Genomic DNA, 22240 nt, shown 5'->3' with positions numbered 1-22240 from the left:
CCAGAACATGAATGGAGATCAGACAGATGCGGTTCTACGTGGATGTCGCCGGGCCGGACGCGGTGCTTCCCTGGAGGTACGTGCACGGCGTGGCGCACGCCGTGGTGTACAGCGTGCTCGCCGACCAGTCACCGGCCCTGGCGACACAGCTGCACGACGGGAGCTGGGCACCGGCCAACTCCCCCCGGCCGGTGGGGATCTCGCCCCCGGTGTTCTTCGGCGCCCGGGCCAAGCCCCGCGCGTACATGATGTCGGGCAACGGAAGAATCTGGTTCGGGTCGCCGATACCGGCGCTGGCGGCGTCGCTACTGGCCGGCATCACCGGCCGACGTGAGCTGCGGTGGGGGCCGGTCACCCTGACGATCAAGGGCATGCAGCTGGAGCCGACCGTTGACGCCGAATCCTCCGCGGTCTTGGAGACCCGCTCGCCGGTGCTGGTGAAGGCCGGCGGGAACCGGTACCTGCTCCCCGATGACGAGGGCTTCGTCGGCGCGCTGCTGGCGAACATCCGCCACAAGGCCGACCTGCTCGGCCTGCCGGGCGACGCCGAGGTGCAGGTGGTGGCGGCCGGGCCCCGGCGACGCTTCGACGTCTCGGGCGGCTTCCGGATCGGGGCGACAGCAAAGGTGCGCCTGGACGCCGACCCCCGCCTGATCGCTGCACTCCGCGAATGGGGTCTCGGGTTGTCCACCATCCAGGGGTTCGGATGGGTCCGGTGACCGACGCCGCTGGAGACCGACCCGCGCTGGCCCTGACCACACATCCGTTCCAACGCTGCGGTGCTCGGGCGGTCGCGCTACTCGCCGGTCGGTCCGAACCCGGCGACGTCACCGCGGACGAGTTGGACAGCGTTGCCCGACGACTGATCGAAGATATCGTCGCGGTGTCGAGCCGCCCGGATCCCGCCCCAACTCCGGACTGGTGGAAGGTGCTGCTCGCGCTCTACCCAAACGCGAAGGCGACCCACCACGCGCGGACCAGGGATCCGGCCGCCCTTCGGCCGCTGGTGGCAAACCTGTTCACCCCCGATGTGCCCGCTGCGGATGCCCTACCCTGCGCGTTCTGCTCCGCGCCAACGGTGACGCTGTGGGACAAGACCCGCCTGCCGCTGTTCGGCAGAGCCCACGCGGCGAACACGCTGCCGCCGCGCGTGGCGGGCTGGCCGACCTGCCGTGGCTGTCGGGTGTCGATGTGGGCCCTGCCGTACGGGGCGTGGGTTACCGCCGGCTCGGCAACCGTCGTCATGTGTGCGAACACTGCAGTGGAGCGACGCTTCGTCGCCCGCAATGTCATCCGGGCCGAACGCATTCACCAGCTGGGTTTCGCCGGTGTGCCCGCTGGCGCGAGCGCGGAGGCGGTCACGCTGGCGGCGATGCGGGCACATGCCGTTGACCCGCCGGTTGACGCGGTGCTGTGGTCGTTCAAGAACGACAACCAGGAACCATGGCTGAGGGTGAGCGGGACGCGGCAGGCTGCCGGTCGGCTACTCGCCCGGATCGAGGCCGACCCAGCAACCCGACTCGGGTGGTTTCGGCTGCGCCGTTCGCTGACCCGGCGGGACACGGATCCGGGTGGACACACGGCGATCGCCCGGACGCTCTTCGTGGACGAGCAGGCCACGGTCGACCGATTTCTGCACGCGCTGCACCAGGCTGTCGCCAACCCACCTGCCGACCCCATCACCGTTGACGCATGGCGGCGGTTGGCCCGCGCCTATCAGGAGGAGATGTACGGGATGGATGTCGCACGCCTCGCACCGGCCCGCCAGCTGGTCGCAGCCTGGATTCTCGCCGAGCACAACCCGCGCGGCCGCTTCAACGAGTATGCGAGGGCCACAAAAAGCGGCTACGCCCTGCACGAATTGCTGATGGCGGCCAGTGCCCGGCTACTACGCGACGGTTGCCCAGCACCAGACATCAGCGGTATCACCCCCACCCTGTTGTCGGCCGGACCCGACAGTTGGCGGTGGCGGGCGCAACTCTTCTTCGAAGTCGTAGCTGACCTAGTGGCGGCCGAGGCGCCGATCGGACGCAAGCCCGCCGACTCCGAGGACGAGGACGACGTTGACGACATAGACGACATTGACGACGAGATTCAGTTCGACCCCCACGAGGAGGAGGTGTACGCCTGATGGCCTTTCTGGCAGGCAAAATCGTACTGGCGGTGACCGCCGGGGCCCCCAACAACGGCCGCGGTGAGGCGACGACCGCACGGGTCAAGAAGACACTGATCCGCCGGCAGCCCTACCCGTACGTCTCGGCGCAGGCGTTCCGGCGCTGGCTGCGCGACACGATGACCGAGCTTGGCTCGCTCCCCTCCCCCACTGAGCGGGTGGGTCGGAAGCAGGGCACAGCGCAGAAGGCCACCACCGCAGCCGACCCCATCCGGTACGCCGACGACGACCTGTTCGGCTACCTGAAGGCGACCGCCAAGTCCAAGGACACGAACACCACCCTGCGGGACAGCCCTTTCATGGTCGGCACTCTGCTGGCGGTGGAACCGGCCCGGCCGACGGAGGACTACGGGGTGATGGCCCGCGGCATCGACGAGCCGGTGTTACATGCCCACGAGTTCTACACCGCAGATCTCGCGGCGCCGTTCCTGCTCGACGTGCCGCGCATCGGCACGTTCACCCTGCCTGCCGCGAAGGGTGTGGGCAGGGCGAACTATCTGACCCAGGAGGCGGCCATGCAGGTGGCCGATGCGGTCGCCGTCGGCGCGGAGCCGGTAACGTTCCGGGGCCAGCCCGCGGTACGACTGCCCCTGGCGGTCCGGCGTGAACGAGCCGCGCTGCTGTTGGAGGCGCTCGCCGAAGTCACGGGTGGGGCGAAGAAGGGGCTGCACTACGGCGACCGAACGCCGACGCTGCTGATGCTGCTGACAATGGATGGTGGCGTCAACCCGCTGGACTTCGCGATCAGCGGCGCCGACGACGGCTCCGGGCTGCGGGTCAGCGGCGACGTGTTGCGGGCCGAGTTGGAGGCGTGGAACGAACGGTGGCAGCCGCCGGTGCGGGTGGGCTGGCGACCCGGTTTCAACGAGATCATCCGCAAACAGTTCGAGTCCGACCTCGCTGCGGAGATCGACACTGGCGAGGTGCTCATTGAGCATCCTCGAACGATGCTGCGGGCGTTGGCGGCCGAGTTACGAGCCGGCACCCACGACTCCTGGTTCGACGACCCGGCGCGATGACAGTCGACAGGTTGACGGCCGGTGCGATGGAGGCAACACCGGGTAAATCTGTCGGGCTGGAGGCGGTCCGGGTGGAGCTCTTCGCACCGGTGGCGTCGTTCCGCGACCCGATGTTCCCTGGGCTGACCCGGTGCCTGCCGGTGCCGCCGCCGTCTTCGCTACGCGGCCTGTTGGCCGCCGCGACGGGAGCCCCCCGAGAGCCGGTGACGCTCGGCTACAGCGCGTACGCAGCTGGCTTTGGCGTGGACGCGGAAACGTACCACCCCATCGCTACGGATGGTAAGAACCCGGCTGCCGGCGGCCGGGTCCGTGCGATCACGGGCGGCACGGCCCTCAAGGACCGGCCGTTCCTCGCCCACCTGAACGTAACGCTCTGGATCCCCGAGCCCGACGGGCAACGGATCGCCGCCGCCCTGCGTCGCCCGGTCTGGGCGCTGCGAATGGGCCGTTCCCAGGACCTGGTGTTCGTCCGATCAGTCACGTCCGTGCTACTGCAGCCGACCGACGAGGCCGTCGTGGGACACGCGCTGGCCCCACACGGCGGACACGCTGCGCCTACCGCGGTTACCATCCGGCTCGCCGAGCTGATCCACGCTGACCGGCTGACCACCCACTACGGCGACTATCTGTGGTCCGCCGCACCGGCTGCCCGGCTGCCCGTGCGCCATGCGCTTCGCGACGGGGACCAGGCGGTGTGGCTGCGACCCGTGCCGGCAGCTCACGAACGATGAACACCGCGCCGCAAGTCCTCGACGAGGTGTGGGCCAAGTCCGTCGACCGCACCGGCCGAACAGGCCGGTTGGGCCACGCGGAACGACTCACCGAACACAGCTACGCCACCTGGGCCGCGTCTCAGACCGTTGCCGACCGGATCGGACCCATCGGCGTTCTAGCCGACTGGCCCTCCTTCTGGAACCTGGTTGGGCTCGCGGCGCTACTCCACGACGCGGGCAAGGTCGCCGAGGGGTTCCAGCGGCAGGTCAAGCAGCCCAGGCACCGCTGGGGCGAGCGCCACGAGGTGCTATCGCTGGCCTACCTCGATCTGTTCAGCGATGGGCTGTCGTCGAACGAACGGGCTCTGGTCGCCGCCGGGATCGGTTTACACCACCGCTGGTTACGCTCGGCGAATGGCAGCGGAGCTCTGCTCGACCTCTACCCGGAGTCCGCCGCCTGGAAGCGGAAGTTCGGCCACGACCCGGACCCCCCGCCGGGCCAGCCGACCGGCCAGGTGCCGCTCCAACGACACCGCGCGGTCCTAAACTGGTACGCCGATCAGCTCGGCGTACCAGTGCCGGTTGACGGGGACCGATGGCTATGGCAACGGGCCCGGAAGCAGTTCGCCGATCTGTGTAATGCATGGGAGGAGCCGGTCAGCGCCGATCACGGCCTGGTCGGCGTTCTCCTGCAAGGGGCGGTGACGCTGGCCGACCACTCGGCCTCCGCCCACGTCCCCCTACAAACCCACCTGCCGCTGCCGTCGGACTACCTTGCCGGGCTCGCCTACCAGCCCTACCCGCACCAGCGGAAAGCCGCCGAGACCGACGGACACCTGATCCTGATCGCACCTACCGGTTCGGGCAAGACCGAGTCTGGTCTCGGGTGGGCGGCACGGCAACTGCCGGCCATGCCCGGCCAGCCCCGGGTGGTGTGGGTCCTGCCCTACCGCGCGTCGATCGACGCGGCCGCCAACCGGTTCCGCCAGGACCTGCTGCCGGCTGCGGGAGAAACCGCAGCCGACATCGGTGTGCTGCACGGTGCGGCCGCCCTGTCGGTCCTGGCCGACGCGGCCAGGGACGGCTGCGCGCCCACAGCCGCCGACGCCGGCGAGGCAAGCTCCCGCGCCGGGGCGATGCGGTTGTTCGCCCAGCGGTTCCGGGTAGCGACGGCTCACCAGCTCCTCATCGGGGCGATCGCCGGCCCCCGCTACGCGAGCGTCCTGCTGGAGCAGGCCAACAGCCTGATCGTCCTGGACGAGCTGCACGCCTACGATCCGCAGACCTTCGGCCGGCTCTGCGCGTGCATGCAACTGTGGGAGAAGTTGGGCACCCGGGTAGCGGTCGTTTCCGCAACCCTCGCACCGCCCATGGTCACCCTCATCCGTGAAACGCTGCGGCGCCCGGTGACCCTGCACCGCGCACCGAACGGAACGGCACCCGACCGGCACCGGCTCGTGCTTGACGAGCAACCGCTGACCGCCCCGGCCAGCCTGGAGATCGTCCGGTCTTGGCTCACCAACGGCTACAGCGTGCTACTCGTCGCCAACACCGTCGCCACCGCCCAAGCGCTCTACACCGAACTAGCCCCAACCGCCAGGGCGGTTGCCGCTGAGGCGGACCGGGACACCGCGGCGCTGCTGCTGCACTCCCGATTCCGCGCCCGTGACCGTGCCGTTATCGAACGACGGCTCCTCGCCCGGCACGGCGAACGGCGACCCGGTCATCCGGCACGGCGCGGCGGACTGGTGGTGGCCACCCAAGCGGTGGAGGTATCCCTGCGGCTTGACTTTGACCGGGGCGCCACCGAACTCGCCCCGATCGAGGCGGTCGCGCAACGCGCCGGACGGGTCAACCGGCTCGGCCGCCACCCTGATGGGCCCGTGTCGTATCGGGTGCACCGCGGTGAAAGCCCGTACCCGTATCAGCCGGAGGCGCTGGATGCGGCGTGGTCGGCGTTGGCCGCCGCACCCGGCCCGGTGATGTCCGAGCAGGCCATCGACCACTGGCTGAAACTGGCATACCAAACCGACTGGGGACGGCAGTGGGACGAACAGGCGCGTCGCAGCCGCGACACGTTCGCCCGCACCTTTCTGACCTTCACCACACCCTTCACCGACCGAGAAGAATTCCTCGATGGGCTGCGCGAATCCTTCGACACCGTCGAAGTTCTCCTAGCGGACGACGAACCGGAGTACGCGCGGCTGACGAGCGGACGCGACGGCCATGCCCTGCTCGGTGCTGGGCTGCTCATCCCGCTCCGCTACCAGCAGTGGCGGGCGTTGGGCTCCATTGGCACCGTCGGCCGCAACCACCGGATCCCTGTCGTCGACGCCCCGTACAGCTCGGAAACGGGTCTCGATCTGGGCCGGACCAGCCGGAGGATCGCCTTGCGACGACCCGAGGACACCGTCCTGTGACAAATGACCCGGAAACCGACGAAACCGACGAGATCGGTGGGGTTCACGTCAAGTACCTGCTGCACTGCCCTCGGCAGCTGTGGCTGTACAGCCACGGCTACCGGCCGGAGTCCCGCAACGAGGCCGTGGCCTTCGGCGAGAGTGTTGACGACACGACATACCGCCGACACGCCGATGTCGATCTTGGAGCGGCGAGGGTCGACTGGGTCACCCGAGGGGCCATCGTCCACGAAACGAAATCCTCTCGCGAGCCCTCGCCGCAACACGATGCTCAAGTCCTGCACTACTGCCTTTTGCTCGCCCGACGCGGGGTGACCATTCGTGGCGGCGTCGTGCACTATCCACTGATCCGACGAACTGTCAAGATCGACTGGGATGCCCCGGCGCGCCGCATCGCCGAGGAGACCGAGGTGAAAGCGCGTCAGGTCATCGCCACCCACGCCCCCGCGCCACAAGCTCGTACGACTATGCCTCGAAGGCACGACCTACAAGCCCTTCCGGCCCTGGTGGTAGCGCGATGTTCGTCGTCCTGGTATACGACACGGCCGTCGAACGTAACCCCGCCGCGCTCCGCACCTGTCGGCAATACCTGCACTGGGTTCAACGCAGCGTCTTCGAGGGTGAACTCTCCACCGCGCAGCACCGCAGCCTCATCACCAGCCTCCGCCAGCAACTGGACCTGGCCTACGACAGCGTCCGGATCTACCGGATCGGCTCGCCACACCTCGTCGAGGTCGAGACCCTCGGTGCTGAACTAGGCTACCCAGATTCGGTACTCTGACCTGCACAGATGCACAACCGCCGGACTGCTGCAAAATCCGACAGAACCGAGCCCGGAAAGATGGCCGTGACCTGCGATTTTAGGTTCGGGTCGCTCATCACCCCTGGAGGGATCGCAACGGCTACGTCGAGTAGGAGGTCTGCGGAAAGGGTGGTCGCTCATCACCCCTGGAGGGATCGCAACCCTGGCCCATCGCCTCGGCGTTGGTGCGGCACAGGAGTCGCTCATCACCCCTGGAGGGATCGCAACCGATGCGTCGTCCCCGTTCGCGGTCGGCGCCGCGTTGGTCGCTCATCACCCCTGGAGGGATCGCAACACCGACAAAGCAACTCGCCCCCGTTCGGCCCACCACGTCGCTCATCACCCCTGGAGGGATCGCAACGCGTAGGCGGCGAGGGTGACGGTCTTCTCGTTTTTGCAGTCGCTCATCACCCCTGGAGGGATCGCAACTCACCCGGGCGGAAGTTGATCGGCTTACCGAGCAGGTCGCTCATCACCCCTGGAGGGATCGCAACTCGGTCAGGACAACGTCCAACGCGAACACGTCCTCATGTCGCTCATCACCCCTGGAGGGAACGCAACCCCACCGCAGCGTCAGCACGCACAGCTTCGCGACCAGGTGGTCGCTCATCGCCCCTGGAGGGATCGCAACGCCACCCGGGCCCGCAGCGCCACCAACTCCGCGTCCTCCGGTCGCTCATCACGCCTGGCGGGGTCACACCTCAGAAGCCGTCGCCGAGAGCGACGTGGGGGCTGACTCGGAGTGGCCACTTTGGGTAGGGTCTGCGCGAGTAGCCGTGGTCGGTGAGCTGGGGGCGTGCGTTGGAGTCGGTGGCGTCAGCGTTCGGTCGGGCGGTGGCGGCGCACCGGGATGCCGTCTCCCACATTGAGGCTGCTCGGGCGAGGTTGCGCGACCGCGCTGCGGAAGCTGGCGTCTCGGCGCAGGCCCGCGAGGAAGCGCAACGTCTCACCGCCCGGATGCAGCGGCTCGCCGAGGGGCTGACGCCCGGTTGGCTGGGTTGCCGACTGGATGGTTCGGCGGCGGATCTTCCCACCGGCGTGGACGGGGCGCTGGGGCGTCCGATGCCGGTTCGCCTAGGCGACACGACGCCGGTGGCGGGGAGCGGGTTCAGCGTGGTGGCGCCGTTCGTGGGCGCCGGTCACCTCTCGGTCGACAGTGACGCCCGCGATCCGGCGGTGGCGCGCTGGCTGCGCGGCGTACTGCTGCGGGTGTTGGCGGCGTTGCCGGACGGCGTGCTTCAGGTCGCGGCGGTGGACGGGGCTACCCTCGGGACCGTTTTCGGTCCGTTCCGCGAGATGGTCGAGGCGGAGGCGTGGCCGCGCCCAGCGATCGACCTGCCGGGGTTTCAGCAGGTGCTGGCCGAGGCGGAGGAGCGGATCGAGCGCGCCCAGGGCGGTGAGTCGGATCCTTCGGTGCTGCTGGTGTGCGTGGCGGCGATGCCGGAGGGCGCCGGGCGCCGGGAGTGGTCCCGGCTGTCGGCGATCGCGCACGCGGGCCCGGCGGCCGGGGTGTTCCTGCTGCTCGCCGGCTACCCGCCGCCGCAGCATCCGGGCGGGCTGACCACGGCGCCGCGCCTGGAGGGCACCACTGCGCTGACCGCGTCGAGCGGTGGGGTGTTCGCGGTCTCCGACCCGCCGGGGCAGCACCGGTTCAGCTCGGACGACACAGGTTTGGCGGTGCCGGTACGGCTGGACACCGGCCCGCCGGACACGCTGGTGGAGGCGGTCTGCCGCCGGTTGGCGAAGTCGGCTCGGGTGCAGACGGCGACGGACTTTACGATGCTGATGCCGGAGCAGATCTGGCAGCAGTCGTCGATCGACGGCCTGCGGACGGTGGTTGGCCGGGAGGGGCGTACCGAATGTGTGCTGGCGTTGGACGACGCGACGCCGCACTGGCTGGTGGGGGGTCGCACCGGGTCGGGCAAGACGGTGTTCCTCCTCGACGTGCTCTACGGCCTGGCCTCGCGCTACTCGCCGGACGAGTTGTCGCTCTACCTGCTGGACTTCAAGGAGGGCGTGTCGTTCGCGGAGTTCACGCCGACGATGGTGGACCCATCCTGGATTCCGCACGCGCACACGGTCGGCATCGAGTCCGACCGGGAGTACGGGTTGGCGGTGCTGCGGACCCTGTCGCGGGAGATGACCCGCCGGGCGACCGAGCTGAAGCGGGCCGGCGTGACGAAGCTGGCCGATCTGCGGACCGGTCGGCCGGATGTGGCGATGCCCCGGCTGCTGGCGGTGATCGACGAGTTCCATGTGCTCTTCGAGGGCAACGACGCGGTGGCCCAGCAGGCGGTGGCGCTTCTTGAGGAGCTGGCGCGCAAGGGCCGCTCGTACGGCGTCCACCTGATCCTGGCGTCGCAGACGATCTCCGGGGTGGAGGCGCTCTTCACCAAGACCGACTCCATTTTCGGGCAGTTCCCGCTGCGGGTCGCCCTCGCCGGTGGCGGCGGTGTCCTCGACCAGCTCAACGACGGTGCGGACAATCTGCCCATCGGCGGGGCGGTGATCAACGCGGCGGCCGGGATTCCGGGGGCGAACCGGGTCGTCCGCTTCCCGAACGCCGACGCCGGGTCGGTGGCCGCCCAACGGCACCTGCTGTGGAGTGCCCGCCGTCCGGGTGTTGCCCCGCCGACGGTCTTCGCCGGCTACGCCGAGCAGCATCCCGACCAGGATCCCACCTTCGTCGCCCTCACCCCCGACGTACGGCGGCGGCGAGCCCTGGTCGGCCGGACCGTGGCCGTCGGCCTGCCCACCGCGGGCTTCACCCTCGACGCGACCCCGGGCAGTCACCTGGCGGTCCTGGGTACCTCCCCGGTCGGGGCCGACGTGCTCTACGCGGCCACGGCCAGTTTGGCCCGCCAGTACGCGCCCGGCACGGCCCGGTTCCTCATCGCGCCGCTGGTCGCCGCCGCCGACGAGGCCTCCGACGCCACCGTCGAGGCGATCGCCGCCGCCGGGCACCCGTACGAGACGATCAACGCGGCCCAGCTTCGGGCGCGGCTGGCGGAGCTCGCCCAGCCGACCGTCCCCGATGGTGGGCCGACGACCCATCTGGTGATCTTCGGTGCGGATGTCGCCAGCAGCCTGCTGACCACCACTGACCCGACCACCTACCGCTCGGGGCACGACGAGCTGCGGGACGTGCTGGCCAACGGACCCACCCACGGTGTCCACCTGCTCGGCTGGTGGCGCTCGGTGAGCCGGTTCAGCAGCGACCTCGGGCCCACCGGCGGCAACGAGGTCGCCTGCCTCGTCGCCCTCAACCTGCCCAGCAACGAGGTCGGCTCCCTGCTCGGCGACTACGCCTCGGAGTGGCAGTCCCGCCCCAACCGCGCGCTGCTGATCGACCGGCACGACAACCGCCGCGCCCTCATCGTCCCCTACGTGCGCCCCGGCACCCTCGATCAGATCGATGAATACGCATGACTGAGCAACCGGACACGCCATTGCCCCGCGACGGCGGCTGGGCCGCCTACACCGATCACGCCCGCCGCTTGTCCGCCCTGCTGAAGGAGGAACGATCCCGCGGCGAGCAGCAGGCCGCCGCCAGCCGCGACGGGCAGGCCGCGGTGGACCAGCTCACCCAGCGGGTGGCGGCGCAACGGCAGCACCTGCACCACCTCGCCGCCACCCTGCGCCTACCCGCCCCGCAGTTTGGCCGGATCGTGCCCGGCCCCATTCCGGACCCGGCCGAGGCGCTGCGGCGGGCGACAACCGCCGCCAACGCCGCCGACGCCGCCGCCGAGAACGCCCACCGGCGAGCAGCCCAGCCACCGTTACTGCCGGGGTTCACCCCGCTGGCCCGCAATGCCCTCGTCTACTCAGTCGCGGCGATAGTCGGCACCTTCGCATCGCTGCTGATGTTTGCCCTCAGCCCCGACAAGGACCTCGGTCGCATCCCCCTGCACCTGGTGCCCTGGTCCCTGTGTGGGCTACCCGCGCTCGCCTTCTTCGCCGGCTATCTCACCATCAGCCTCGTCGGGCAGCCCCGCATCGGGGGTGGTGGCACCCGGTCCAGGAAGGTCGGCGGCGCGATCTGCTTCGTCGGCATGCCGATCTTGTGGTTCATCTTCATCGCCGCGACCCATGGCTGACACCAGTCGCACCTGCGGCCGGCCGCAGGGCGTCAGACCCCACAATCCAGGGAGGAAGACACAATGGCCACCATCGGAGACATCAAGGCGGGCCTGGCCCACGGCAAGACTGAGGCCGACAAGGCCCTAGCCCAGCTCGCTGGCGTGAACGCCCAGGTCGACAAGGCCATCGCCGTACTCCAGGCCCTCGCGGCCGGCACCCAGCAGCCCGCCGTCATGGGTGCCATCGGCAAGCTGACCGCCGCCAAGCAGAAGTTCGGCGAGGGCGCCGGCCTGATCCAGGCCGCCGTCGCCCAGACCGAGAAGTACAACGCCGTCCTCTGACACCGATCCCCCCGGAAGGTCCCCCGATGCCCACCGTCATCGTCCCCGTCGGCCTCAACCTCGGCCCCTCCTACCGGTACGTCACCCCACCCGACCCCAACCCGGAGTACTGGGAGGTCCGGCTCGGCAACGACTCCGAGGAGCTCACCGATGACGAATTCCAGGTATGGGGACGCGCCTTCCTCGACCCCGAGCGCCACGCCCGCCTGGAAGTCACCCGCGAAACCCTGCAACGCGACCTCCTCGCCGCTGGCGCCGGCCCCGCCAGCCCAGGACCGGTCATCGACCAACTCCTCGACCGGGGCCTACTGATCGAGTTCGATCCGAACGGGGAGTTGGAGAAGCCCTTCCGTCGCATCAAGCTCTATCCCCTCGCCGAAGGCATGGGCAACACCCCCGAAGAACCAGACCGCCGCCACATCGGCCACAACGGCGTATCCCTACTACAGGTCACTGGCATCACCTATGGACTGTGGGCATTTTCCTCAACTGAGGCATCGTTGTGGGAAGCCTGCGCCGGCCTGGACGAGGAAAACCAGCAGGAACTCCAGGCTGGCATTGACCTGGAACGGTTGACCGCACAGACAGCCGCCCACGATGCAGGCGTCACCATCCCGGCACTTGTTGCTTCGGGCTGCGCGTTTCTCGATCCGGTGGTCTAGCCGGTGAATTGGCGGTCGAGATCGCAACGCCGACTGACACAGGATGACCGCGCAGGCGCACGGGGTAAGGCAAAGGTTGTACTCACAGCCGCAGCCAGCGCTCTCCGTGACACCGCAGTCGAATCAGCACGAGATGGCATTAGCAAGGCCAGCGAGAAGATCGGCAAGGCTACGGGCGGCGGGATGGCGATAGCGGCCACGGCAGCCGTTGACGCTGCTGGCTACCACCCCTCTCCACTGATTGCGGTCGGCGCAGCGTACGCCGGCATGAAGGCTGGCGGGCTCGTCGGTCGGGCGATGAACGCGGGGCTGGATCGGATCACCGCCGGACGGGGCGGCGGTGGCCCGATCAACTCGGTCGTAGCGGAACTGATCACGACGCTGCAGGTGTTGGAGCAGGTGGGCCGTAGCGTCGGCGTTGCGATCGATGCCGTGAACAAGGCCCAGGCCCACTTCCAGAAGGTCAGCCGAGGCGGAGAAAACAACCTTCTCAACAGCGCGGTACGCGCCTGCCGACAGGCACCTGTTCAGCTTGAGGAGGGCGTAGACAACCTCAAGCAGGCCGGAGACCTCGTCGGAAAGCACCTCGTGGGGGTGGCGAAGGCTGGCGGCTGACCCACCGCCAGCCACCAGCAGCATCATCATCGTCGGCCGGTTGATCGGTCAACGGGGCGGTTCGCCGGCTGGCCCCTGCTTGCCGACCGCTGGTTGCGTCGACGCTCGGAGGTGTCGCTTCGCTCGCCCGGAGACGGCTCGACCTTTCGCTCCCCCTCCACCGGCTGCTGCGGAAGGCGCACACCGATCACCCGAGCGTAGTCGGCGAGACTGCCGCCGGCCTGGGCGAGGAGCCATGATCCGGCGCGGAGCTTGACTATCCCCCGGGCGTAGTTTCCCAGGGCCCGGTTGACCAGGGGGTTGGCGGCACCCGCCGTAAGCGCGCGAAACTCGGCTCGGACTTTCTCCGCGTCTTCGATGACGGCCCTCGCCCTCTCCTGCTGTTGATGGACGGAGACGTGCAGGTCTCGCAGGGCAGCGGTGATGTCGGGCAGGCTCACGTTGTTACCTCCGGATGCGCTCGGGCGTGGGATCGGGATCGAGTCGGCGGGTGTTGCTGGATTCAGGGCGGATGGCGGCGGGTGGTCCGTGGAGGGCGGCGACGCGGACGAGTTCCTGCCGGAATCGTCCGGCTCGGCCAGCAGGATCGATCTCGATGCCTTCGAGCCATACCCACTGGCCGTCGTACCAGAGGCTGAGGTCGAGGCGGACCTGGATGACCCGCAGCCGAAGGTGGCCACAGCCGTGCTCGTAGTCCTGCTCGCGTAGGTGCACGACATCGCCGGGTGCGACCGTGACCTCGGGCATGATCGGCGTGCCGCTCACAGCCCGCTCGTCCATCTGGTTCGACCCGGGTACGGGCGTGACCTGCGGCTGCCGCAGTCGGGGCAGTTCAGTGCTGAACCGCACCGTCGGCACCAGCGTGACTTGACCTTGAAAAGGAACAGTCCGGCGGCGAACCCGAGCATTGCGACCGCTGCCAGGACAAGGGATGGAACCACTGCGTTGCCTCCCTGACTCGGCCTCTCGGCGGGACGCGGCCCGCTTCGGGTGACGGGCTGCGTCCCGCCGAGAGGCGTCCGAGGCCGATCTGGCGGAGGGCCCCTGGGAACGCGAACCCATCGCCGATTCGCGGGCTTCCGTTGACCGCTTCAGCCTGAGATGCTGATGCATATATTGCCTACGTCACAGCAGGAATGCAAGGCTTGCTTGCGCATTTAGGTCACCTACTGGGCACGGGTGGACATTGCATGCGCATCACCGGCACACTCTTACTACGACAGGAGTGAAGGGACATGGAGTTGTCAGCTCGACGGCAGCCACCCACCGTGCGTCTCCGGCGGCTCGCGGCAGAACTACGCCGACTCCGCACCGAAGCCGACCTCACTCGCGAAGAGGTCAGCGAACAGACCAGCATCAACCCCGCCACCCTCTACCGCATCGAGACGGCCAGGGTCCGCCCGCAGCGGCGCACCCTGATGGCGATGCTCGACACGTACGGCATCACCGACGAGGACCAGCGCAGTGAGCTCATCGCCCTGTCCCGGCAGGCCACCCAGCTGGGCTGGCTCCAGACGTACGAGTCGGAGTTGCCCGAGCTGTACACCACCTACATCAGCTTCGAAGCTGAAGCTCGCTCGGTCCACAACTACGAGTCACTGTTCGTCCCGGGCCTGCTCCAGACCGAGGACTACGCCCGCGCGGTCATCAAGGCCGGTCTGCCGCTGGCAACCGAAGGCGATATCCGCGCCCGGGTAGAGGCACGGACCCGGCGCCAGGAGTCGCTACACAAGAAGGACCCGATCCGACTCTGGACGATTCTTGACGAGGCGGTGCTACACCGTCAGGTAGGCAGCACCAAGGTCACCGCCGAACAACTGGCAGTCTTGGCAGAAGCGGCAACCCAGCCGCACGTCACCCTCCAGGTCATCCCGTTCGCCAGCGGTGCTCACGCTGGAATGCCTGGATCGTTCGTAATCATGGGCTTTCCTGACCCAGCCGACCCTGCCCTGGTGTACATCGACAGCATGGCCGGCGACCTGTTCCTCGAACGCGAAGCCGATGTTCGTCGCTTCACCACCACCTTCGAGCACCTGCAAGCCACCGCACGCGACCCAGCCAGCTCGATCAAGGCGATAGAGGCCCAGATCCACAAGATCAAAGAGAAAGGTGGTGCGGGGTGATCCGCCGGAACCTCAACGACGCAAGCTGGAAAAAGAGCAGCCGTTCCAGCGCCAATGGCCAGTGTGTCGAAGTTGCTGCGCTCGGCGGGGCGGTGGCGTGCCGGGACAGCAAGGACCCGAGCGGTCCGGCCCTCGTCTTCGGCCACGACGCCTGGACAAGCTTCCTGGCGGAGGCGAAGGATGGGTTCCCAGAGCGGTAGCTAGCCGCTGTTCAAGCAGTTCAGCGGGGTCAGCCCAGACAACGCGTCGCCGTCACCGAGGGCCGCGACGGCATCGTCTACCGGCGACAGCGCCAGATAGGTGATCTCGCTTCCACCCTCGATGACCCGGGATGCCTGCCTCGACCGGGGTCGCCGCCAGTTCCTCCACCTGTACCGTCATCTCCCGGTACGGCCCTGGCGTCGGGGCCTTCGCTCAGCGCCCGGAGCCGAACGTACGCCGGCTTCGGGCGGAAGCCGTACCGCTGCGCGAACCGGCTCGGCGGGTGTGCCTGGTCGATCCGGCGCGGGTCGGACTGCCGATCAACCGGGTTACCTCCTTCCCGACTCGCGCGGCCAAGCGGGAAACGGCCAGTTCCTTGCCTTCGGGAAAAGTCACTCCTACGCTCGCCGTACGGCGGGCGGTGGTCGATCGCCTTCCCCACCCATCCGCCGGGGTGGTTTATCGGAAGCCGGTCACCATGCGTTGTAGTGGCCGAGGGTATTAGCAGCCCTTCCAGGATTTTGTCTCCGCGACAGGGAGTGACCACATGTGGAGCTGGAACCATCTTGCGCCGGGCTGGCTCATTTTTCTCATATTCTTGATAGTATTTCTTATAATTGGAATTCTGGGAATTTGGCTACTGCGCGGACGAGCTAAACAACTGTCCGGGACAGAGCCCAAGTGGCTGGATCTCATCACCCACACGACCTCGGTCACCGGCACCCTCTACGCGCTCCTGCTCGTCCTGACCGCCCTGACCGTGTACGGGACGTACTCGCAGGCTGGTGCGGCGGTCGCAACGGAGGCGGCGGACCTGAAGGCGCTACACAACGTGGTGTCCGAGTACCCGGAGCCCACCCGAGGCGAGTTGCAGGGCCTGTTGAACGAGTATGTCGACTACATGGTCAACGAGGCGTGGCCGACCTACCAACGCGGCGACGAGGTGGACGGAGACCGCGAACTCGAGGAGCGGATCTGGCGCGCCCTTCTGAATTTCACGCCGAATTCTGACAAGGAGCAGGAGTTGAGTGGCCTCGCCCAGTCGGAGTTCGAGGGTTGGAGCAAATCCCGCCAGATCCGAAGCACCTTCAGCACCGCTGCGCTCCCCCCGACGCTCTGGTTCACGCTCCTGGTCGGCGGTGTGTTCATCATCTTCCTGTCCTGCCTCATCCCGACCCGGACCCGGCACGCCTCCCTGGTAGTGGTCTCCGCCACCGCGGCCATGATTTCCCTGCTGATTTTCGTTGTCGAGCGAGTGGACGACCCCTTCCGAGGATCGATGAGCGTGTCTGCCGATCCTTACACAAGGGTCGCCAAGACTTTCGACTGATTCCGATGAGGTCGCTGCGGCGCTGCCCCAGCGGCGGCGCCGCAGTTTTGCCCGGTGCCCTCGCGTCGGTTGGCCTTCCATGGTGCGTGGCCGCCCATAGCGCTCGGTGGAAGCCCATCGCCATGGTGGACATTGACAACGACGGAGCCAGGCGTTGGCGGACCCCTGTCATGGTTGCGGCATGACCTCACCGGACGTCCGCGTGCTGACAGATCCCCGCCGTGAAGCCTGGGGTACGGGCGGTCCGCGTCCGATCGTGACCTACGTGTGGCCGCCGGGCACCGCGACGACCAGTGGCACCGTGCTGCTCTCGCACGGCACCGGCGGTTGCGCCCTCGATCTGTCCTGGCTGGCCGAGCCGCTGGCCGCTGCTGGCCTGCGGGTGATCGGCGTCGACCATCACGGCAATAGCCATTGTGGCGGCTACCATGCCGAAGCCTTCGCGCGTTGGTGGGACCGCCCCCAGGATCTTTCGGTGGTGCTGGACCACCTCGCCGACGGTGGTCCCGTTGGCGTCGCCGGCTTCTCGCTCGGCGGCTACACCGCCGCCGCGCTGCTTGGCGCACGAATCGACGCCGACGTGTTCGGCGCTGTCGCCACCAGACGGGTGACGGTGCCGTCACCGCCGGAGTATCCGACACTGATCGACGAACTGTCCGACCGGATCGGTGCCGATGACATCGCCGCATGGGTCACCGAGTCCGGCGACGACTACTCCGACCGCCGAGTGACCGCGGGTCTTCTCATCTGCCCGGCGCAGGGCCAACTACTCACCGCCATCAGCCTGCGGGGCATCACGACACCCGTGTCGATCTGGTGGACCGGCGAGGACGACCAGACCCCGGCCGAGGACAACGCGCTGCACTACGCTTCCCTGATTCCTGGTGCCACCGCGCACTGCGCCGACCCGTCGGCCGGCCACTACGTGTTCGTGCGGGACATGCCGGGCGCGGAGCGGGTCCGCACCCGCCTCGCCAGCGCGGCCGTCGCCTTCTTCCGCGAGCAGTTGACCGCGTAGGCCGAGCCATGCGTCTGCAACCGAACAGCCTGATCGCGGCCGGAACCTGGTGGGACTTGCCGCCAACGGGTACAGCGTCATGGTCATGGTCGACCGAACGACCACGGGCCCCGCCAGCCAGCCCGCACTGGCCGGGGCATACCTGCGCTCGCCGGCACCTCGGACACCAGCACCACCACGAGTTTCATGACGATGGACTCGACCGACGGCGCCATCTCCACCACCTACAACTTGGCTTGGAGGACCTGCCCGTAAGACAGGAAGAGCCCACCGGCTGAGCGTCACTAACGCTCAGCCGATGGGCTCAAGCCAACGGCCGCCACCGACCTTTCGTAGAACCGACGTGCTCCCTCGCCTCCACGCGTGGGGTCAGCTGGTCCAGTGCTCGGCGACGAGGTCGGCGGCCTGGGTTTCCCACTGGGCGTAGTGGAACGGGTACGCCGACACCTGCACCTTCTGCGCGGCCTCGGTCAACGGCAGGTCCTGCCAGCCCTTGACCTGCTTCAATCCGTCCAGGAAGGCGGTGGTGGAGTAGGCGGGGTCGGTGATCTGCTCCACCGTTCCCCAACCACTGGAGGGGCGCTGCTGGAACAGGCCCTGCGAGTCGTGGTCGTTACGGTCACCCAGGTGACCGAGGTTTTCCAGCTTCGACTCCTGCAGGCTGGTGCCGATGGCGACCACGGCGGCCCGCTCGTCCATGCCGGCGGCCTTGGTGGCCTCGATGATGGCCTTCACGTTGGCGGTCTGCTCGTCGCCGAGGGTGATACGCGACTGCTCACCCTGGGTGCCGTGCGGGATCAGCGTGCCCATATCCGGCTTGTCCGCCTGCACCGCCGCGGCGGCGGCCGAGGCCGGGGCGGGGGTGGTGTCGGTCAGGGTGGCCAGGGGGCCGGCGATGACACCGGTGGACACGGCCAGACCAGCGACACCAAGGACACTACGACGCAGAATCGTGTTCATCAGGGTTGCTCCATTCGGGGGTCGACACCCACACACACGCCCGAAAGGGGGGTCAGGCGGCAGGGTGCAAGCACCGTCCGGCGCTCAAAGAACAGGGAAGAAGATCCTCGGCGACCGCGGGCTTCACAGGGGGCCTGCACGGTGCCGGGTCCAGATGTAACGACCGGCCGGCCACCAGCATTCCCGGCGACCCGCACCCGGCGGCACCCGCCCGAGCGGGGCACCTCCACGGCCGTACGCAGGGTGTAACGCCCCCACGCCCGCCGAGATTCCACCACCACCGTGCCCCCGACCACACCCCACACGGGCGTCAACCTGACACCAGTGACGTACCTCCCCAGAGCTGACCTCACCTAGGAGATCGATCGGATTGGTCGGCACCGAGCCAGACCGAGGAAGTTGAAGGCAAGACCAACGCGTCATCTGGCACACGCCGGGCTGATTAGACCAGAAATGACAAAGGCCCTGGCGAGAGATTGCCTCTCCCACCAGGGCTTATTGCTTGGGTGGGCCGGAGGTGCCACCCATGCGAACCACACCGCCACGATCGCCGGTGATCCGCTCCCGCTACGCCCGCGCCGGCCCCTGAGCCTGATCGACAGTTCAAGGCCAGACGTCGGGGCCATCCGACGAGCAACTCCCGGGCAAGCTTGTACAATTTATTGTACGTAGCGTTGGGAGGCAGCAGCATGCGCACCGTTCCCTACTCAGAAGTCCGGCAGAACCTGGCCAAGATGCTCGACCATGTCGTGGACGACGCCGAGGAGGTGGTGGTCACCCGCTCCGGCCGGGAGGCCGCGGTCATCATCTCGCTGCGCGAGTACGAGTCGTTGAAGGAGACGGCCTACCTGATGGCCAGCCCCGCCAACGCGCGCCGTCTGAATGCGGCCGTCGAAGAGCTACGTAACGGAGGTGGGGAGACGCACGACCTGATCGACCCCGACGCCAGTTCAGGCGAGGCACCGGCAGCGTGAAGGTCCAGTTCGCCGGCCAAGGCTGGGAAGACTATCTGACCTGGCAACGAGATCGCCAGATGCTCAGACGAGTAAACGCCTTGATCGAGGACATCCGACGCAATGGCCACCACGGCATCGGCAAACCGGAGCAGCTCCGCGGAAACTGGGCGGAATTCTGGTCGAGACGCATCGACCAGGAGCACCGCCTCGTATACCGAATCACGGACGACACAGTGCAGATCGCGCAGTGCCGCTACCACCACGAATGAGGTAGAGGACCGAGCCCTCCGCCGATGCGCATCATCGTTTTGACCGTAGTGTCAGGCCGGTTGACGCGCGGGCGCGTTCTCAAGCTCGGGAAGCAGGTCGGCGGCGTTCTGGTTTCGCTTCCCACGGCGGAGTGTACGGACCTGCTGGAGCCGGGGTAGGGCCATCCTGGTTACGGCTCGCCTCTATGCTGCTCCCAGCACGACCCGGACCACCTTGAAGGGCACGAGACTCCCTCTGTTTCCCCGCTACTTACCGATCTGCCCCGTCAATCTGGCACTTCCTGCACCGGCACCGGCAGCGGCCTCGATGCCTCACCACGAAAGGACGACCCGTTGCAGACCAAGGCTGTTGCCGAGGTGAAAGCTCTCACCGAGTCTCGTGCTCAGGCCGTCGCTACCACCGTGGGCGCCCCCTTGGACAACTGGCGAACCAACACCTCACCCTGCGTAGGACAAGGCGGCGAAATCGCCGACGACGGCCGCTGGAAATTAAGTGGCTTCGCCAGAATGCCAGTCGCCCCAGCAGATCAAATCACCACACTGCACCGCATACGAGACATATGGCGGCAGCAAGGCTACGAGGTCACCAGAGACCGCACGTTTGACGACGGCACCGGCGGCAACGTCTCAATGCGTGATCCCGAAACAGCGGTCACGATGAGCCTTGCTACCAACACGAACCGAGACGGCATCGCATTGGTCGTGGCAAGCGGCTGCTACATGCCTATCGTCGGCGAGGACCCTGCCAACGAGTAACGCCAGGTAGCTACGACCGGCGGCGGCGACGTCAGAGCCAGCCGTTGTTCCGGGCGGTGCGGAAGGCCTCCGCCCGGTTCGCCACCCCGAGCTTGGTCACCGCGGCCGACAGGTGGTTGCGGACCGTGCCGGTGGAGAGATGCGTACGCCGGGCCACCTCGGCCACCGGGGTATCGTGCTCAGCCAGCCGGAGCACGTCCAGTTCCCGTGCGGTGAGCGGGCACTCCGGCGCGGTGAGGGCGTCCGCGGCCAGCGCCGGGTCGACGTACCGGCCGCCAGCGTGCACGCGGCGGATGACGTCGGCGAGCGTTCCGCCCGGTGCACCCTTGGGCAGGAAGCCCTTGGCCCCGGCGGCCAACGCCCGTTGCAGGTGCGGTGGCCGGCCATGCCCGGTCAGGATCACCACCTTGCAGTCGGGCAGAACGCGGGCGAGTTCGGTGGTCACCTCGAGCCCGTCCAGGGCCGGCATCTGGAGGTCCACCACGGCCACGTCCGGCCGGTGGGCGAGGGCGGCGTGCACCGCGGCGCGTCCGTCGGACGCCTCGGTCACCACCTCCAGGTCGGTCTCCAACCCGAGCAGGGCAGCCAGCGCCGCGCGGATCATGTCCTCGTCGTCGGCGAGCAGCACCCTGATCACAGGGGTGCCCGTACCTGCACGTCGAGGCGGAACACGTCGCCGTCGAGGCGGTGGCGCAGCGTCCCGCCGGCCTCGGCCAGCCGCTCGGACAGCCCCCGCAGCCCGAAGCTGTGCCGGTCCGGGGCCTTCCCCGAGGCGCCGTCGTTGCTCATGGTCATCCGTACCTCATCCTCGTCCTGGCTGATCTCGATGGCGCACCAGGCGGCCCGGCTGTGCCGCACCACGTTGGTACTGGCCTCGCGCAGCACCGCGACGAGCTGCCGGGCGATCTCCGGCGGCACCTCGTCGGGGGGCAGCGCCACGGCGCAGCGGATACCGGAGGAACGCAGCACCTGCTCCACGGCGGCGACCTGGTCGCCGAGGTCCACCGCACGGTAGCCGTGTACCACCTCGCGCAGCTCGACCAGCGCCGATGCGGCGAGTCGCTGCACCTCGGCCGCCTCTCGGCTGGCCCGCCCGCCGTCGGTGAGTGCCAGCCGGGAGGCCAGCTCGGCCTTGAGCGCGATGACGGAGAAGCTGTGCCCGAGCAGGTCGTGCACGTCCCGGGCGAACCGCAGCCGCTCCTCGGTGGCGGCGAGCCGGCCCTGGGCGACCCGTCCCCGCTGCGCCTCGACCAGCAGCCCCCACAGCCAGAGCTGGAGGGCGTTCCACGCGGCGACGGAGATCCCGACGGCCACCACGATGGTGACCTGTCCGCGGACCGGGGCACCGCTCCAGGCGGCCACCCCGGCAGCCGCGGCCACGGTGAGCAGCACCGCCGGGGCGGCGGCCTTCCAGCGCCGCAGCAGGGAGACCGAGCCGATCATCGACGCGCCGAGGAAGGCCCAGGTGGCCCACTCCGGCTGGCCCACCGGACCGACCAGCGGCACGGAGAGCACGGCGGTCACGACAAACGCGGTGAGCAGGCGGCGCCGCGTCGACTCGGCCAGCCAGGGGGTGATCGCCCCGTACAGCGCGCCACCCTGCGCGGCGAAGAACGCGACGATGCCGACCGTGCCGGACACCGTCCACCAGGGCTCCGGCTCCCGCCACAACCCCACGGCAGACAGCAGCAGCATCGCCAGCATTCCGCTGCCGACCGTGCTCAACGTGACGATCCGCGGCCGGCGCAGGCCGAGCTCCCGCTCGACCGGCGCCTGTTCCGTCTGCACGGTTCCGATGCTAT

General features: G+C 68.4%; 23 protein-coding genes, 2 pseudogenes and 1 CRISPR repeat array. Of the genes and pseudogenes, 20 read left to right on the top strand and 5 right to left on the bottom strand.

The annotated features are described in order from the left end of the window. Positions 1 to 26: 26 nt before the first annotated feature. The 12 genes and pseudogenes from cas6 (at position 27) to T398_RS04615 (ending at position 12825) form a co-directional block, all read left to right on the top strand. The gene (gene cas6, locus T398_RS04670; RefSeq protein WP_496444882.1) at positions 27 to 719 is read left to right on the top strand and encodes a CRISPR-associated endoribonuclease Cas6; all 693 of its coding nucleotides are present in this window, start codon (positions 27 to 29) and stop codon (positions 717 to 719) included. Then, positions 716 to 2131, top strand: a complete 1416-nt coding sequence (locus T398_RS04665) for a hypothetical protein (RefSeq protein ID WP_496444880.1) — start codon at positions 716 to 718, stop codon at positions 2129 to 2131. Before cas6 ends, T398_RS04665 begins: the two co-directional genes overlap by 4 nt. Then, the gene (cas7i, locus tag T398_RS04660; RefSeq protein ID WP_496444878.1) at positions 2131 to 3192 is read left to right on the top strand and encodes a type I-B CRISPR-associated protein Cas7/Cst2/DevR; all 1062 of its coding nucleotides are present in this window, start codon (positions 2131 to 2133) and stop codon (positions 3190 to 3192) included. The genes T398_RS04665 and cas7i overlap by 1 nt, the downstream gene beginning before the upstream one ends. Further along, positions 3189 to 3923, top strand: a complete 735-nt coding sequence (gene cas5, locus T398_RS04655; RefSeq protein WP_496444876.1) for a CRISPR-associated protein Cas5 — start codon at positions 3189 to 3191, stop codon at positions 3921 to 3923. Before cas7i ends, cas5 begins: the two co-directional genes overlap by 4 nt. Further along, positions 3920 to 6325, top strand: a complete 2406-nt coding sequence (gene cas3, locus T398_RS04650) for a CRISPR-associated helicase Cas3' (RefSeq protein WP_496444874.1) — start codon at positions 3920 to 3922, stop codon at positions 6323 to 6325. The genes cas5 and cas3 overlap by 4 nt, the downstream gene beginning before the upstream one ends. After that, a pseudogene (locus T398_RS04645) lies at positions 6322 to 6774 on the top strand (CRISPR-associated protein Cas4); the annotation flags it as partial. The gene cas3 and the pseudogene T398_RS04645, both read left to right, overlap by 4 nt. Before the next feature lie 68 nt (positions 6775 to 6842). Beyond that, a complete protein-coding gene (cas2, locus tag T398_RS04640) occupies positions 6843 to 7106 on the top strand; it encodes a CRISPR-associated endonuclease Cas2 (RefSeq protein ID WP_496444872.1) in 264 nt (87 codons plus the stop codon). Between the two features lie 89 nt (positions 7107 to 7195). Continuing rightward, positions 7196 to 7828: direct repeats of the CRISPR family, unit length 30 nt; unit sequence GTCGCTCATCACCCCTGGAGGGATCGCAAC. Positions 7829 to 8084: 256 nt separating this feature from the next. Continuing rightward, complete coding sequence (locus tag T398_RS04635) at positions 8085 to 10556, top strand: FtsK/SpoIIIE domain-containing protein (protein ID WP_496444951.1); 2472 nt, start codon at positions 8085 to 8087, stop codon at positions 10554 to 10556. Then, positions 10553 to 11224 carry a hypothetical protein gene (locus tag T398_RS04630; protein WP_496444870.1) on the top strand — a complete coding sequence of 224 codons (672 nt, stop codon included), beginning with the start codon at positions 10553 to 10555 and terminating at the stop codon, positions 11222 to 11224. The genes T398_RS04635 and T398_RS04630 overlap by 4 nt, the downstream gene beginning before the upstream one ends. Positions 11225 to 11287: 63 nt before the next feature. Then, positions 11288 to 11548 carry a hypothetical protein gene (locus tag T398_RS04625; protein WP_018218703.1) on the top strand — a complete coding sequence of 87 codons (261 nt, stop codon included), beginning with the start codon at positions 11288 to 11290 and terminating at the stop codon, positions 11546 to 11548. A 26-nt stretch (positions 11549 to 11574) separates the two neighbouring features. Beyond that, a complete protein-coding gene (locus T398_RS04620) occupies positions 11575 to 12210 on the top strand; it encodes a hypothetical protein (RefSeq protein ID WP_496444868.1) in 636 nt (211 codons plus the stop codon). Positions 12211 to 12393: 183 nt separating this feature from the next. Continuing rightward, a complete protein-coding gene (locus tag T398_RS04615) occupies positions 12394 to 12825 on the top strand; it encodes a hypothetical protein (RefSeq protein ID WP_496444866.1) in 432 nt (143 codons plus the stop codon). A 26-nt stretch (positions 12826 to 12851) separates the two neighbouring features. On the opposite strand, the gene T398_RS04610 is transcribed toward T398_RS04615, so the two are convergent. Then, the gene (locus T398_RS04610; protein WP_496444864.1) at positions 12852 to 13265 is read right to left on the bottom strand and encodes a hypothetical protein; all 414 of its coding nucleotides are present in this window, start codon (positions 13263 to 13265) and stop codon (positions 12852 to 12854) included. 4 nt (positions 13266 to 13269) lie between these two features. Further along, positions 13270 to 13674 (bottom strand): hypothetical protein, encoded by a 405-nt coding sequence (locus tag T398_RS04605; RefSeq protein WP_496444862.1) that lies wholly within the window; start codon positions 13672 to 13674, stop codon positions 13270 to 13272. 386 nt (positions 13675 to 14060) lie between these two features. Between T398_RS04605 and T398_RS04600 the strand changes: the two genes are divergently transcribed. The 5 genes and pseudogenes from T398_RS04600 to T398_RS04580 form a co-directional block, all read left to right on the top strand. Beyond that, positions 14061 to 14948: a helix-turn-helix domain-containing protein gene (locus T398_RS04600; protein WP_496444860.1), complete on the top strand. Its 888-nt coding sequence runs from the start codon at positions 14061 to 14063 to the stop codon at positions 14946 to 14948. Beyond that, on the top strand, positions 14945 to 15148 hold the full coding sequence (locus T398_RS04595; RefSeq protein WP_496444858.1) for a DUF397 domain-containing protein: 204 nt from the start codon (positions 14945 to 14947) through the stop codon (positions 15146 to 15148). The genes T398_RS04600 and T398_RS04595 overlap by 4 nt, the downstream gene beginning before the upstream one ends. 548 nt (positions 15149 to 15696) lie before the next feature. Then, positions 15697 to 16479, top strand: a complete 783-nt coding sequence (locus tag T398_RS04590; protein ID WP_496444856.1) for a bestrophin-like domain — start codon at positions 15697 to 15699, stop codon at positions 16477 to 16479. A 256-nt stretch (positions 16480 to 16735) separates the two neighbouring features. Then, complete coding sequence (locus T398_RS04585; RefSeq protein ID WP_496444949.1) at positions 16736 to 17497, top strand: alpha/beta hydrolase family protein; 762 nt, start codon at positions 16736 to 16738, stop codon at positions 17495 to 17497. A gap of 144 nt (positions 17498 to 17641) precedes the next feature. After that, positions 17642 to 17752, top strand: a pseudogene (locus T398_RS04580) (DUF4360 domain-containing protein); the annotation flags it as partial. 114 nt (positions 17753 to 17866) lie between these two features. Here the strand turns inward: T398_RS04580 and T398_RS04575 are convergent. After that, positions 17867 to 18457, bottom strand: coding sequence for a hypothetical protein (locus T398_RS04575; protein ID WP_496444854.1), 591 nt, complete (start codon positions 18455 to 18457; stop codon positions 17867 to 17869). A 689-nt stretch (positions 18458 to 19146) separates the two neighbouring features. Between T398_RS04575 and T398_RS04570 the strand changes: the two genes are divergently transcribed. From T398_RS04570 to T398_RS04560, 3 genes are all read left to right on the top strand, one after another. After that, entirely contained in the window at positions 19147 to 19431 is a 285-nt protein-coding gene (locus T398_RS04570; RefSeq protein WP_496444852.1) for a type II toxin-antitoxin system Phd/YefM family antitoxin, read from the top strand. Then, positions 19428 to 19682 carry a Txe/YoeB family addiction module toxin gene (locus T398_RS04565; RefSeq protein WP_496444850.1) on the top strand — a complete coding sequence of 85 codons (255 nt, stop codon included), beginning with the start codon at positions 19428 to 19430 and terminating at the stop codon, positions 19680 to 19682. The genes T398_RS04570 and T398_RS04565 overlap by 4 nt, the downstream gene beginning before the upstream one ends. A 333-nt stretch (positions 19683 to 20015) precedes the next feature. Next, the gene (locus T398_RS04560; protein ID WP_496444848.1) at positions 20016 to 20438 is read left to right on the top strand and encodes a hypothetical protein; all 423 of its coding nucleotides are present in this window, start codon (positions 20016 to 20018) and stop codon (positions 20436 to 20438) included. 31 nt (positions 20439 to 20469) lie between these two features. Here the strand turns inward: T398_RS04560 and T398_RS04555 are convergent, their stop codons facing one another. Both T398_RS04555 and T398_RS04550 read right to left on the bottom strand, forming a co-directional pair. Beyond that, positions 20470 to 21075 (bottom strand): response regulator transcription factor, encoded by a 606-nt coding sequence (locus T398_RS04555; RefSeq protein ID WP_496444846.1) that lies wholly within the window; start codon positions 21073 to 21075, stop codon positions 20470 to 20472. After that, a complete protein-coding gene (locus T398_RS04550) occupies positions 21072 to 22226 on the bottom strand; it encodes a sensor histidine kinase (RefSeq protein WP_496444844.1) in 1155 nt (384 codons plus the stop codon). Before T398_RS04550 ends, T398_RS04555 begins: the two co-directional genes overlap by 4 nt. Positions 22227 to 22240 lie beyond the last annotated feature (14 nt).

Source organism: Salinispora goodfellowii, from assembly GCF_059570675.1.
This window is presented reverse-complemented; position numbering and strand designations above follow the sequence as displayed.